The organism is Quadrisphaera setariae (assembly GCF_008041935.1).
In the GTDB taxonomy this organism is placed as follows: Bacteria; Actinomycetota; Actinomycetes; order Actinomycetales; family Quadrisphaeraceae; genus Quadrisphaera; species Quadrisphaera setariae.
Window position 1 is genome coordinate 152,302 of sequence record NZ_VKAC01000003.1, and the last position, 12,924, is coordinate 165,225.

Here is a 12,924-nt window from a genome sequence, read left to right on the forward strand (position 1 = left end):
GAGCGTCGAGGTGGCGCGCGCGGCGCCGACAGCGGGTTCTCGCTCAGTGAGAGGTCAGCCTGCGGCTGGCACCACGAGCGGCGGCGCGCAGCGCGGTCACGTGCGTGCGGGCATCGGCGTCGTTCGGGACGATCACCGACAGCGCCGCCACGACGGCCCCGCTCGCTGAGCGCACCGGCACGGCGACGCCGCAGGCATCCGGGTGGAAGTGCCCCCTGCAGACGGCGGCGCCCTCCCGGCGGACCCGGTCGAGGGCGGCCCGCAGCGCTCGGGGCGTGGCGATCGTCGCCTGCGTGAAGGTGCGCAGCGGGCCGGCGAGCACCTCCTCCTGCAGCTCGCGCGGCGCGTGCGCGAGAAGCACCAGACCCGACGACGACGCGTGCAGCGGCAGGCGCCCCGCGATCCGCGTGTAGTTGATGACGGCGTCCGGCGCTGACAGCCGCTCGAGGAAGAGCACCTCGCGACCGTCGAGCACTCCCAGCTGCGTGTGGTGTCCGACGACGGCGTGCAGGTCCTCCATGACGGGCATCGCCGCCTCGCGCAGGGTGAGCGCGGGGGAGGCTCGCGAGCCCAGCTCCCACAGGCGCATCCCCAGACCCACCCGTCGGTCGGGCTCGCGCCGCAGCAGGCCCAGGTCGACCAGCTGGCCGACCATGCGCGACGTCGTGGCCAGGTGGAGCCCTGACCGGCGGGCCACCTCGGTGACCGCGAGGGTGTCCTCCCCCGGCCGGAACGCCTCGACGATGCGGACCGCGCGGCCCAGCACCGACGCCGGGGGAGGGGCCGGAGCGCTCAGGCCCGCTCCGCCGTCGTCGTCGTGGAGGGCTGGGGGCCGAAGACGAGCGTGCGCAGCAGGGCGCGCAGGGCCTCCCGCTCGTCGGGGGACAGGGGCGCCAGGGACGCCTCCTCGGCGGCCGCGGCGAGGGCGGCGGCCTCGGCGTGCACCCGCCGCCCTTCCGCTGAGGCCCGCACGAGCCGGCGGCGCCGGTCCCGCTCGTCGGTGTCGCGCGTCACCAGACCGCGCGCCACCAGCTCGTCGACCAGCGCCACGATCTGGCTCGGGTCGAGCTCGAGCAGCGTGGCGAGCTCGCGCTGCGTCAGCGGGTGCGGCTCGCAGGCCGTGGCGAGCAGCGCGTAGGAGCGCGCCCGCAGGTCCAGCGGCCGCAGCGCGTGGTTGAGGCGCCGGGTGCCGGCGGCGAACGCCTTGACGGCGAGGAACTCCACGTCGTGCGCCAGGGCGGCGCTCGCGAACCGGTCCGCCAGCTCCGCCGGCACCGCTGGGCTCCCGTCGTCCACCACGCGCTGATCCTGCCCTGCGCAGCTCCGCGAAGAGAACCGTTGAATTTCTCAACGATCGCCCGTACTGTCGTCCACCACCGGGACACCGGCACACCGACGTGCGGAGGACGACGTGAACACCCCCCTGACCGACCGCGTGGCCATCGTCACCGGGAGCGGCGCGGGCCTCGGCGCCAGCTACGCCAAGGCCCTGGCCGCCGCCGGCGCCGCCGTCGTGGTGAACGACGTCAGCGCCGAGGCCGCCGAGCGCACCGCCGCCGAGATCCGCGACGCGGGCGGGCGCGCCGCCGTCGTCGTCGCCCCCGTCGGGCCCACCGAGACGGCGCAGCAGCTGGTCGACACCGCCGTGGAGTCCTTCGGTCGCCTGGACGCGCTGGTCACCAACGCGGGCGTGCTGCGCGACAGGTCGCTGCTGAAGATGACCGACGACGACTTCGACACCGTCATCGGCGTGCACCTGCGCGGCACGTTCACGTGCGTCCGCGCGGCGTGGGCCCACTTCAAGGAGACCGGCACCGCCGGCCGCATCGTCACCATCGGCTCGCCCACGGGCCAGCGCGGCACCTTCGGCCAGACCAACTACGCCGCCGCCAAGGCCGGCATCGTCGGCATGGTCCGCACGTGGGCCCTGGAGATGGGCCGCTCGGGCACCACCGTCAACGCCGTCGTGCCCGTCGCGGCCACCGCGATGACGCGCACCGTCCCCTACTTCGCCGCCGCCATCGAGGCCGAGGACGCCGGCCGGCCGATGCCCGACTTCTACCGCAAGGACCTCGGCTTCGGCACCACCGACGACGTCGCGGGCCTGGTCGTCTACCTGGCCTCCCCGCAGGCCGAGGGCATCAACGGCCAGGTCATCGGTGTCGGTGGTGACCGCCTGCAGCTGTGGAGCCACCCGGAGCCCGTGCTCACCCTCGAGCAGGACGGCGGCTGGAGCGCCGACGCCGTGGCTGACGTGGCCGCTGCGCAGCTCCGCGAGAACCTCCAGTCCGTGGGGGAGCGGTTCCCGGCGCTGCCCGCCGAGCTCGACCGCAGCACGCAGGCGTCGTGACCACCGGCAGCGCCGCTCGCATCGACGTCGACGCGATCGACGCCGTCGACGTGCACGTGCACGTCGAGGAGGGCTGCCACGGCGAGACCGCCCTCCCCGAGGAGTTCGCCGCCGCCGCAGCGAAGTACTTCCGCAGCGACGGCGTCGGCCGGGACCTGCAGGCCATCGCCGACCACTACCGCGAGCGCCGCACCGCCGCCGTGGTCTTCACCGTCGACGCGCGCACGCAGCTGGGGCGGGTCGGGGTGCCGGTGGCGGAGCTGCTCGATGCGGCGGCCGACCACGCCGACGTGCTCATCCCGTTCGCGTCCGTGGACCCGCGCCGCGGAGCGACCGCCGTGGCCGAGGCGCGCAGCTTCGTGCGCGACCACGGCGCCCGCGGCTTCAAGCTGCACCCGACCCTGCAGGGCTTCGACCCCAGCGACCCCGAGCTGCGCCCGTTGTGGGCCGAGATCTCCGACCTCGGCGTGCCGGTGCTCATCCACTCGGGGCAGACGGGCATCGGCGCCGGGCTGCCCGGCGGGGGTGGGCTCAAGCTGCGGTACTCGAACCCGATGCTGGTGGACGACGTCGCCGCGGACTTCCCCGACCTGCGGATCATCCTCGCGCACCCCTCGGTGCCCTGGCAGGACGAGGCGATCTCCATCGCCACGCACAAGCCGAACGTCTTCATCGACCTGTCGGGGTGGTCGCCGAAGTACTTCCCCGAGCAGCTCGTGCGCGCCGCCCGCAGCTTCCTGCAGGACAAGGTGCTGTTCGGCTCGGACTTCCCGCTCATCACGCCCGACCGGTGGATGCGCGACTTCGAGGGCCTGGGCATCGACGGCCCGGTCCGCAGCAAGATCCTCAAGGACAACGCCGTCCGCCTGCTCGGCCTCGCCTGAGCGCGCAGCGCCCTCACCGACCCACCTCAGCGACGACGCCCTCGTCGTCGTCGCCAGACCACTCCCGCAGCCACCTCAGACCAGGAGCGCTCCCATGGCCGCACGCACCACCACCCTCGCCGAGCTGCCGGGCCTCGCCGGCACCGAGATCGGCACCTCCGAGTGGATCACCGTCACCCAGGAGCGGATCGGCACCTTCGCGGACGCCACCGACGACCACCAGTGGATCCACGTCGACCCCGAGCGCGCCGCCAGCGGCCCCTTCGGGGCACCCATCGCGCACGGCTTCCTCACGCTGTCGCTGTTCATCCCGCTGTGGTCGCAGCTGCTTGAGGTGAGCGACGCCACCACCCTGGTGAACTACGGCCTCGACAAGGTCCGGTTCACCTCGCCGGTGAAGGCCGGGTCGCGCGTCCGGCTGGTCGCCACGCTCACCTCCGTCACCGAGGTCAAGGGCGGCCTGCAGCTGGCCGTCTCCGGAGTCCTGGAGCTCGAGGGCAGCGAGCGCCCGGCGCTCGTGGTCGAGTTCCTCTCCCGCGTCTACGGCTGAGCCGCGGGCGCCACCGACCAGCAGCACTGCGTCGAGGGGGACGACGACGTGGTCGAGGGGCAGGGGATCGGCAGCTGGCTCCGCCTGCGCGCCGTGAGGTCAGCGGGCCGGGTGGCCCTGGTGTTCAACGGGGCGGAGCTCACCTACGACGCCCTGGCCGACAGGGTGGACGGCATCGCCGCCGGGCTGCGCGCCCGGGGCGTCGAGCGCGGTGACCGGGTCGCCTACCTCGGCGACAACCACCCCTCCTTCGTGGAGGCGATGTTCGCCACCGCGCGGCTCGGCGCCGTCTTCGTGCCGCTCAACACGCGGCTCGCCGCCCCCGAGCTCGCCTTCATGCTCGCCGACTGCGGCGCGGGGGCGCTCATCAGCACGCCCGCCCTCGCCGGGAGGGCCGACGAGGCCGCTGCGGGGTCGGCGCAGCCGCTGGTGCGGGTGCGGGTCGGTGCCGACGGAGAGGACGGGGCTGGTGACGGCTTCGAGGAGCTCCTCGACGCACCGCCGCTGACCGACCTGCCCGCTGTGGGCCTGGACGACCCGGCGCTCATCGTCTACACCTCGGGCACCACCGGCCGGCCGAAGGGCGCGGTGCTCACGCACGGCAACCTCACCTGGAACGCCCTCAACGTGCTCGTCGACTACGACGTCACCAGCGCCGACCGCGCCCTCATGGTCTCTCCGCTCTTCCACGTCGCCTCGCTCGGCATGGGCTGCCTGCCCGTGCTGCTCAAGGGGGCGACCCTCCTGCTGCAGGAGCGCTTCGCGGCCCCTGACGCGCTGGCCGCGATCGAGCGCCTGCGCGCGACGTCCATCAGCGGCGTGCCGACCACGTTCCAGCTCATGGCCGACGACCCGTCCTGGTCCACCACCGACCTGTCGTCGCTGCGGCTCATGACGTGCGGCGGCTCTCCGGTGCCGGACCGGGTGCGCGAGGCCTACGAGGCGCGCGGCCTGCGCTTCTCCGGCGGCTACGGCATGACCGAGGCGTCGCCGGGCATCACGCTGCTGCCGCCGCAGCACACGGCCGCGCACCCGCGCTCGGCCGGCCTGGCGCACTTCTTCACGCGCGTCCGCATCCGCGACACCGCCACCGGCCAGCTCGCCGCGAACGGTGCCGCGGGGGAGGTGGAGGCCCTCGGCCCCAACGTCTTCCAGGGCTACTGGGGCGACCCGGCGGCCTCGGCGGACGCCCGCACCGCCGACGGGTGGCTGCGCACCGGAGACGTCGGGGTGCTCGACGCCGACGGGTTCCTCGTCATCGCCGACCGCCTCAAGGACATGATCATCTCGGGTGGGGAGAACGTGTACCCCGCCGAGGTGGAGAACGCCCTCATGGGGCTGCCGGGGGTGACGGGGGCCGCGGTCATCGGTCTGCCCCACGAGCGGTGGGGGGAGGTGCCCCACGCCGTCGTCACCCTGGCCCCCGGTGCCTCGCTGGACGCGGCGACGGTGGTCGAGCGGCTGTCGGCGTCGCTGGCCCGGTACAAGGTGCCGCGCACGCTGGAGGTGGTCGCCGAGCTGCCCCGCACGGCCAGCGGCAAGGTGCCCAAGCGTCTGCTGCGCCAGCGGCGGACCGCTGCCGCCGGCGATTCGTGACACCGAGCCCTTCGCCGAGCGGCTGACCACCTGTTCTGTCCGCGTCGAGCACCGGCGGGCCTCACGACCGCCCGCGCTCCTCGGCGACGGAGTTCGCCCCGTCCACCACGAGCACCTGGCCCGTCAGGTAGGACGCGCCGGGCGAGGCGAGGAAGGCGACCACCGCCGCTACCTCCTCGGGCCGCCCTGGACGTCCCAGGGGCGTGGCACGGCCCATCTCCAGCTCGTGGTCGGTGGAGGAGGCGGTGGCGATCCACCCGGGCGCGACGGCGTTGCAGGTGATGCCCCGCGGCCCCAGGTCGACGGCGAGCGAGCGGGTCAGCCCCACCACGGCGGCCTTGGCCGCGTGATACGCCGCGTCACCGCCGTAGGCCATCACCGGTCCGGACACCGAGGACACGTTGATGATGCGGCCGCTGCCAGCGGGCAGGTGGGGGAGTGCGGCCCGCGTCACGTAGAAGGTGGTGTCGAGGTTGCGGGAGATGCCGGCGCGCCAGTCGGCGTCCGTGGTGGTCTCCGCGGGGGAGGGTTCCTCTGCGCCGTAGACGGACAGCATGCCGGCGTTGTTCACCAGCACGTCGATGCCGCCGAACGTGGTGCGGGCCAGCTGCACCAGCTCCCGCGCCGCCCCCGGGTCGGTCAGGTCGCCGACGAAGCCGGCGGCCCGACCGCCCTCGTCGACGAGCTCTGCGACGCGCTGCTCGATGCGGGCCGTCGTCGAGGCGACCACCACGGCGTGCCCGTCGGCGAGCAGACGGGCGCAGGCGAAGCCGATGCCCTCCCTGCTGCCCGCGCCGGTGACCACGGCCACGCGGCGCTGCTGCTCCTGCGACGACACCGGTATCCCCTCTCTCCAGGAGTGCACGATCGCACTGCTCGCCCACCACCAGAGTCGGGGGACACGCTGCGGGCGTCCCACCGCACAGGTGGGACGCCCGCAGCTGCTGCCGGCCGGAGCCGACCTGGAGCCGAAGCCGAGCTGAGCCGGGCTCGGGCCCGGGTCAGGGAGCCTTGCTCGTCGGCGCAGTGCTCGAGTGGCTGGCGAGCACGCCCGAGCGGTGGCGCAGCCGGGCCCGGTAGTACAGCGCGCCGCCGCCCACCACCACCACGATGAACAGCACCGCTCCGTACTGCAGGTACCAGTGGTACGGCGGGGCGGCGTTGTAGACGTCGCGGCGCGGCCACAGCAGGTTGGTCATCATCGCGACGCCCCACAGCACGGCCAGCACGTTGACGGGCAGGCCCCAGCGGCCGAGGGAGAAGGGGGCGCGGGTGCCGTCGGGCAGCGGCCGCGGCCACGTCCCGCGCAGGCGCGCCACCAGCAGCGACACCGTCACCACGAGGTAGGCGAGGTAGATCATGCCGACCGCCAGGCTGGTGATGACCGTGAAGATCTGCGGCTGGCCGACGTTGACCACGAGCACCACCAGCGCCAGCACGCCGACCACCACGGCCGGCAGCACGGGCGTCTTGAAGCGCGGGCTGATGTGGGCCAGCCTCTCCGCGAACGGCAGGTTGTTGTCGCGGGCCATCGCGAACGCCATGCGCACCGTGGCCGTGTGCACCGCCAGGGAGCACACCAGGACGGCGACGACGACGCACACGAGGAACGGCACGCCGAAGCCGCTGCCCACCGTGGCCAGGACCAGGTGCTGCAGGCCGCCGGCCGGGTCTCCGATGAGCGGGTCGTCGAGGTCCGGCGCGGACATGAGGGCCATGAGCAGGATGAGCCCGCCCAGCACGAACGAGGCGACGACGGCGCGCAGCACCGCCCGCGGCGCGGTGCGGCGCGGGTCCTTGGTCTCCTCGCCGAGGGAGCTGGCGGTGTCGAACCCGTACATGACGTAGCCGGACGCCAGCGCCGCCACGAGGAAGGCGCCGAAGTAGCCGCCCGGGTGGTCCAGCCCGACCCCGCGGGTCTCCAGGACGACGCCCGGCCCGCGCTTGATGTGCAGCGCCAGCAGCACGATGATCGCGACGGCGGCGATGAGCTCGATGAACACGCCCGCGGAGTTGATGCGGCTCATGAGCTTCACGCCGAAGGCGTTGACCACGGTGGTGAAGACGATGACGACGCCGCCGAGGATGACGGCGTTGAGGGCGTAGGCGACCGGGTCGTCGGCGGACCCGACGAACTGGAAGCCCGACCACAGCTGCGGCAGCGTCAGCTGGAAGGCCAGCACCACGGCCGACAGCGTGACGATGGACGCGATGAGCATCGTCCACCCGGCGATCCAGGCGACCGTGGGCGAGGCGAGCTGCTTGGTCCAGTTGTAGAGCGAGCCGGCCACCGCGAACCGGCTGGAGAGCTCGGCGAAGACGAGCGCCACCAGCAGCTGGCCCACGAAGACGATCGGCCAGGACCACAGGTAGGCGGGGCCGGCTGTGCCGTAGCCGAAGTAGAAGAGCTGGAACGTGCCCGTGAGGATGGAGATGTAGCTGACGCCCGCGGCGAAGCTGGCGAAGGAGCCGATGCTGCGCTCGAGCTTGGGGGTGTAGCCGTACTCGTCGAGCCCGTGGCTGTCCGCACCGTCGGCGCTGTCAGCGCTGCTGGGGCTGCTCTTGCTGGGGGTGGCGACGGGCGTGCGTTCTCCTCGTGTGGTGCTCACCGGGACCTCCTGGGTCCGTCGGCGCCGGGCTTCGGGGCTCCGGCGCGGCTGCGGGGTGGCGTGGTGCTGGGTGGTGCGGGCGGTGCTCGGGGTGCGTGTCAGCCGGCGAACCAGCCGGCGGGCCTCGGGGCGGTGTTGCGCCAGACGTGCTTGCTCTGGCGGTACTCGGCCAGGCCCTCGGGGCCGAGCTCGCGGCCGTTGCCGGAGCGGCCCCAGCCGCCCCACTCGGCCTGCGGCACGTAGGGCCCGAAGTCGTTGACCCACACCGTGCCGTGGCGCAGCGCCGCGGCGACGCGCTCGCCGCGCTCGACGTCGGCGGTCTGCACCCCGCCGGCCAGGCCGTACGCGGTGTCGTTGGCCAGGGCGACCGCCTCGGCCTCGGTGCGGAAGCGCTCCACAGTGAGGATGGGGCCGAAGGTCTCCTCCTGCACCAGCCGCATCGCCCTGTCGCAGCCGTCGAAGACGGTCGGCTCGTAGAAGAAGCCGTCCTGCAGGTGCTCGGCCTCGGGACGCTTCCCGCCGGTGAGCAGGCGCGCGCCCTCGGCCTTCCCGAGCGCTACGTACGCCTCGACCTTCTCGCGGTGCGCCGCCGAGACCAGCGGTCCGGTCTCGCTGGCCGGGTCCAGACCGCTGCCCGTCCGGATCCGACGGGCCCGGTCGACCACGCCGGCCACCAGCTCGTCCGCGATCGACTCCTCGACGATGAGCCGGGTGCCGGCAGAGCAGACCTGCCCGGAGTGCAGGAAGGCACCGGTGAGCACGAGGTCGACGGCGGTGGCGAGGTCGGCGTCGGCGAAGACGACGTGCGGGTTCTTGCCGCCCAGCTCCACCGTGACCCGCTTGACCGACTCCGCCCCCGCTCGCAGGATGCGCTGGCCGGTGGCCAGGCCGCCGGTGAAGGAGACCAGGTCGACGTCGTCGTGCTCGGTCAGCGCCGGGCCGACCACCGGGCCACCGCCCAGCACGAGGTTGACCGCCCCGTCGGGCACGCCCGCCTCCGCGAGCAGGCGGATCAGGTGGACGGTGGTGAGGGGGGTGACCTCGCTGGGCTTGAGCACGGTCGTGTTGCCGGCCCCGAGCGCGGGGGCCACCTTCCACGCGATCTGCAGCAGCGGGTAGTTCCACGGCGCGATGAGCGAGCACACCCCGACGGGGGCGTGCACGACGCGGCTGACGACGTCGTCGCGGCCCACGTCGACGGTCCTGTCGACGTCGCGGAGCACCTCGTCGGCGTAGTAGCGGAACACCGCCGCGACGTCGTCGACGTCGATCCGGCTCTCCGCCAGCGTCTTGCCGGTGTCGAGGGTCTCGGTGCGCGCGATCTCCTCCTTGTCGCGCTCGAGCAGCTCCGCGGTGCGGCGCAGCACCTTCGAGCGGTCGTCCACGGGGGTGGCGGGCCAGGTGCCCTCGTCGAAGGCGCGCCGCGCCACGGCGACCGCTGCGGCGGCGTCGTCCGCGGTGGCCTCGTCGACGGAGGTGAAGGCCCGGCCGGTGGCGGGGTCGATGACGTCGCGCTGCCCGCCGTCGGAGGAGGAGCGCCAGCGGCCGTCGATGAAGAGGTCGGGCACGGCTCAGACCTCCAGCGCGTGGGGCTGGGCGGTGGGGGTGCTGTTGCGCGGGTCGCCCTCGGGGTACAGGGGCATGCCGTCGCGGTGGCGGTAGAACGGCACGTGGAGCGCGGGCAGCGGGGTGTTGCCGGCGATGAGGTCGGCGGCCTTCTCGGCCATCATCATGATCGGCGCGTAGATGTTGCCGTTGGTGACGTACGGCATCGCCGAGGCGTCCACCACCCGCAGGCCCTCGGTGCCGTGCACCTTCATGGTCAGCGGGTCGACCACGCTGTCCGGGCCCGTGCCCATCTTGGCGGTGCACGAGGGGTGCAGCGCCGTCTCGGCGTCCTTGGCGACCCAGTCGAGGATCTTCTGGTCGGTCTCCACCGACGGTCCGGGGGAGATCTCGCCGTCGCTGAAGGCGGCGAACGCCGGCTGCTCGAGGATGGTGCGGGCGGCGCGCACCATCTCGATCCACTCGCGCCGGTCGTTCTCGGTGGACAGGTAGTTGAACCGGATGGCCGGGCGCTCCAGCGGGTCCGTGCTCCTGATCTTCAGGCTGCCGCGGACGTCGGAGTACATGGGGCCGATGTGCACCTGGTACCCGTGCACCGATGCGGGCTTGGACCCGTCGTAGCGCACCGCGACGGGCAGGAAGTGGAACATGAGGTTGGGGTAGTCCACGCGGTCGTTGCTGCGGATGAAGCCGCCCGCCTCGAAGTGGTTGGAGGCGCCCACACCGCTCTTGAAGAAGAGCCACTCGGCACCGATGCGCGGGGCCCGCGCCTTGCTGAGCCACGGCCCCAGCGAGACCGGCTGCTTGCAGGCGTGCTGGACGTACACCTCCAGGTGGTCCTGGAGGTTCTGGCCCACGCCGGGCAGGTCGACGGCGCTGCGGATGCCGAGGGCGGCGAGGTCGGAGGCGTCACCGATGCCCGCGAGCTGCAGCAGCTGGGGCGTGCCGAACGCCCCGCCGCACAGGACCACCTCGCCGGCGTCGACGCTGCGCTTGAGCTTGCCGCCGCGCAGGTAGTCCACGCCCACCGCGCGGGCGCCCTGCATGCGGACGCCGGTCACCGTGGACAGCGTGTGCACGGTGAGGTTCTTGCGGTCCATCACCGGGTGCAGGTAGGCGCGGGCGGCGCTGAGGCGCTTGCCGTGGCGCACGTTCCTGTCGAAGGGCGCGAAGCCCTCCTGGCGGTAGCCGTTGACGTCGTCGGTGAGCGGGTGCCCGGCCTGCTGCACGGCCTCGAAGAACGCGCCGAACAGCGGTGAGTTCGCCGGCCCGCGCTCCAGCTCCAGCGGACCGGAGCCGCCGCGCCAGGCGTCCGCGCCGGCCAGGCAGTTCTCCATGCGCTTGAAGTAGGGGAGCACGTGGGCGTAGTCCCAGGTCTCCATGCCGGGGTCGGAGGCCCACCGCTCGTAGTCGAGCGGGTTGCCCCGCTGGAAGATCATCCCGTTGATGCTGCTGGACCCGCCGAGCACCTTGCCCCGCGCGTGGTAGACGCGACGGCCGTCCATGTAGGGCTCCGGCTCGGAGGAGTACTTCCAGTCGTAGAAGCGGTTGCCGATGGGGAACGGCAGCGCCGCCGGCATGTGCACCAGCGGGTCGAGCGAGAAGTCGCTGCGGCCGGCCTCGAGCACCAGCACCGAGGTGGACGGGTCGGCGCTGAGCCGGTTGGCCAGCGCGCAGCCGGCCGAACCCCCTCCGACGATGACGTAGTCGTAGCGCTTGCTCACGGGGTGCCTCCAGGGCTGAGCGGGGACGGGACTGGTCGTGCTGGTCGTGCTCGTGGGTGCTGGGTGCGGGTCAGCCGCTGCGCGCGATGACCTCGGCGAGGTGGGCCTCGATGACGTGCCGCACCTCGTGCTCGCTGTGCAGCTGCCCGAGGTGGTGCGCCTGCTCGGCATCACCGCGGGCGATGGCCGCCACGAGCGCGGCGTGCTGCTCGGCGACGGCGGCGGTGGGCAGCTCGCCGTCGACCTCGTGCCACAGCAGCGGGGCGATCTCGCCGCGCAGCTGCACGCTGGCTGTGGTGAGGCGCAGCGACTGCGCGGCCCCGGCCAGGGCGATGTGCAGGCGGCTGTCGGCCAGTCGCAGTTGCTTGGTGCTGGTGGCCACCTCGAAGGCCGCCACCAGCTCCCGCAGGTGGTCGACGTCGTCGTCATCGGCCCGTTCGGCCGCGAGCCGGCAGCTCGTGGCGGTGATGCTGCCGGAGAGGTCCCCGAGGTCGCGCAGCCACTCGGTGCTCAGCTCGCGCAGGCGGGCGGCCACCTCGTCGGGGGAGACCGCGGAGGTGTCGGTGACGAAGCTGCCGCCGCCGTTGCCGCGCCGGGTGGTGATGACGCCCCGGTCGCGGAGCATCGCCAGCGCCTGGCGCAGCTGGAGCACCGTGACCCCGAGCTGCTCGGCGAGGTCCCGCTCAGGTGGGAGGCGCGTGCCCGCCCCCACCAGGCCGACGGTGATGGCGGTCTCCAGCTGGGCGGCCACCTGCTCCGCCCGGCCGCCGGAGCCGCCGGCATCGCCGAGGGCGGTGACCAGCGCCAGCGGAGCGGCGACGAGCAGGCCGCTGCTCACCGCTGCCCCAGGGCGACCAGGCGCCAGGACGAACGGCCGGGCACCCGCGAGGGCACCGGCACCTCGACCTCGACAGCGTCCTTGAGCTGCGGGGGCACCCGGCTGCCGGAGGTCAGCAGCGCGGTGTTGGAGACGACCACGCGGTCGTTGGCGGCCAGCAGCGCCACCGCCGGCCGGCGCCGGCCCACCTGCTCGAGGAACGCAGCCTCCAGCCAGGCCATGTCCAGGTCGCCGCCCACGACCAGCTCCGCGCCCGGCGCCACCACCAGCGGGACGGTCAGCGTGGTCGTGTAGACGTCGCAGCCGCCGGCGTCGAGGTAGGGACCCACCGCCACCTGCCGGCCGGAGTCGAGCGGGGCCCGGAACCAGGGGCGGGCCTGGTAGTCGTAGTAGCCCAGGGCGCTGGGGTCGAGCACGTGCGTGGCGAACGCGGGCTCGCCCGACGGTCCCCGGCGCCACCACTCCATCCAGCGGTCGGTGTCGGCGAGCACCCCCGGACCGACGGCCACGCCGACGCCCTCCAGGGGGTTGGGGCGCGGGGCGAGCACGCTGCGGAAGAGCGGGTGCAGCGCCGTCAGCGACGACCTCGTGGCGGCGCGGCCGCTGCTGGCGAGCACCTCCGCCGTGCGCTCGCGGACGGCCTCCACGGCGTCGAAGGCCGCGTCGATGGCGCCTCCCAGCTGCTCGCCGGTCCGGTGCAGCAGCTCGCCGGTCTCGGGCGCGGCCGACGGTGTCGTCGGTGGTGTGCTCATGGAGACCTCCCGCGTCGGGGTGGGGCGTGGCGAGTGCGGACCGAACGGCGCCGAG

Annotated in this window: 12 protein-coding genes; 4 read left to right on the forward strand and 8 right to left on the reverse strand. The window is 73.6% G+C overall.

Annotated elements, in window-relative coordinates; genetic code table 11:
- Window positions 1-43: 43 nt before the first annotated feature.
- Both FMM08_RS06045 and FMM08_RS06050 read right to left on the reverse strand, forming a co-directional pair.
- Entirely contained in the window at window positions 44-766 is a 723-nt protein-coding gene (locus tag FMM08_RS06045; RefSeq protein ID WP_222710468.1) for an IclR family transcriptional regulator, read from the reverse strand.
- 26 nt (window positions 767-792) lie between these two features.
- Window positions 793-1,299, reverse strand: coding sequence for a MarR family winged helix-turn-helix transcriptional regulator (locus FMM08_RS06050; RefSeq protein ID WP_187279578.1), 507 nt, complete (start codon window positions 1,297-1,299; stop codon window positions 793-795).
- Between the two features lie 112 nt (window positions 1,300-1,411).
- On the opposite strand from FMM08_RS06050, the gene FMM08_RS06055 reads away from it, so the two are divergent.
- The 4 genes from FMM08_RS06055 to FMM08_RS06070 all read left to right on the forward strand — a co-directional run bounded on the left by FMM08_RS06055 (window position 1,412) and on the right by FMM08_RS06070 (window position 5,380).
- Entirely contained in the window at window positions 1,412-2,350 is a 939-nt protein-coding gene (locus FMM08_RS06055; RefSeq protein WP_147925465.1) for an SDR family NAD(P)-dependent oxidoreductase, read from the forward strand.
- Between the two features lie 20 nt (window positions 2,351-2,370).
- Entirely contained in the window at window positions 2,371-3,234 is an 864-nt protein-coding gene (locus FMM08_RS06060; protein ID WP_147925662.1) for an amidohydrolase family protein, read from the forward strand.
- Window positions 3,235-3,328: 94 nt separating this feature from the next.
- Window positions 3,329-3,784: a MaoC family dehydratase gene (locus FMM08_RS06065; protein ID WP_147925466.1), complete on the forward strand. Its 456-nt coding sequence runs from the start codon at window positions 3,329-3,331 to the stop codon at window positions 3,782-3,784.
- A gap of 48 nt (window positions 3,785-3,832) precedes the next feature.
- Window positions 3,833-5,380, forward strand: coding sequence for an acyl-CoA synthetase (locus FMM08_RS06070; protein ID WP_147925467.1), 1,548 nt, complete (start codon window positions 3,833-3,835; stop codon window positions 5,378-5,380).
- A gap of 61 nt (window positions 5,381-5,441) precedes the next feature.
- Here FMM08_RS06070 and FMM08_RS06075 read toward each other — a convergent pair whose 3' ends face one another.
- From FMM08_RS06075 to FMM08_RS22900, 6 genes are all read right to left on the reverse strand, one after another.
- Window positions 5,442-6,218 carry an SDR family NAD(P)-dependent oxidoreductase gene (locus FMM08_RS06075; protein WP_187279579.1) on the reverse strand — a complete coding sequence of 259 codons (777 nt, stop codon included), beginning with the start codon at window positions 6,216-6,218 and terminating at the stop codon, window positions 5,442-5,444.
- Between the two features lie 163 nt (window positions 6,219-6,381).
- Window positions 6,382-7,989 (reverse strand): APC family permease, encoded by a 1,608-nt coding sequence (locus FMM08_RS06080; protein WP_147925468.1) that lies wholly within the window; start codon window positions 7,987-7,989, stop codon window positions 6,382-6,384.
- 98 nt (window positions 7,990-8,087) lie between these two features.
- Window positions 8,088-9,557, reverse strand: a complete 1,470-nt coding sequence (locus FMM08_RS06085; protein WP_147925469.1) for an aldehyde dehydrogenase family protein — start codon at window positions 9,555-9,557, stop codon at window positions 8,088-8,090.
- A gap of 3 nt (window positions 9,558-9,560) precedes the next feature.
- A complete protein-coding gene (betA, locus tag FMM08_RS06090) occupies window positions 9,561-11,279 on the reverse strand; it encodes a choline dehydrogenase (RefSeq protein WP_187279580.1) in 1,719 nt (572 codons plus the stop codon).
- Window positions 11,280-11,349: 70 nt separating this feature from the next.
- Window positions 11,350-12,117 carry a FadR/GntR family transcriptional regulator gene (locus tag FMM08_RS22895; protein WP_187279581.1) on the reverse strand — a complete coding sequence of 256 codons (768 nt, stop codon included), beginning with the start codon at window positions 12,115-12,117 and terminating at the stop codon, window positions 11,350-11,352.
- Window positions 12,114-12,869: a cache domain-containing protein gene (locus FMM08_RS22900; RefSeq protein ID WP_187279582.1), complete on the reverse strand. Its 756-nt coding sequence runs from the start codon at window positions 12,867-12,869 to the stop codon at window positions 12,114-12,116. The genes FMM08_RS22895 and FMM08_RS22900 overlap by 4 nt, the downstream gene beginning before the upstream one ends.
- Between the last annotated feature and the right edge of the window lie 55 nt (window positions 12,870-12,924).

Excerpts from the sequence above, each read along its gene's own strand:
- FMM08_RS22900 (WP_187279582.1), bottom strand. The coding sequence starts at position 12,869 with ATGAGCACACCACCGACGACACCGTCGGCCGCGCCCGAGACCGGCGAG.
- FMM08_RS06065 (WP_147925466.1), top strand. The coding sequence starts at position 3,329 with ATGGCCGCACGCACCACCACCCTCGCCGAGCTGCCGGGCCTCGCCGGC.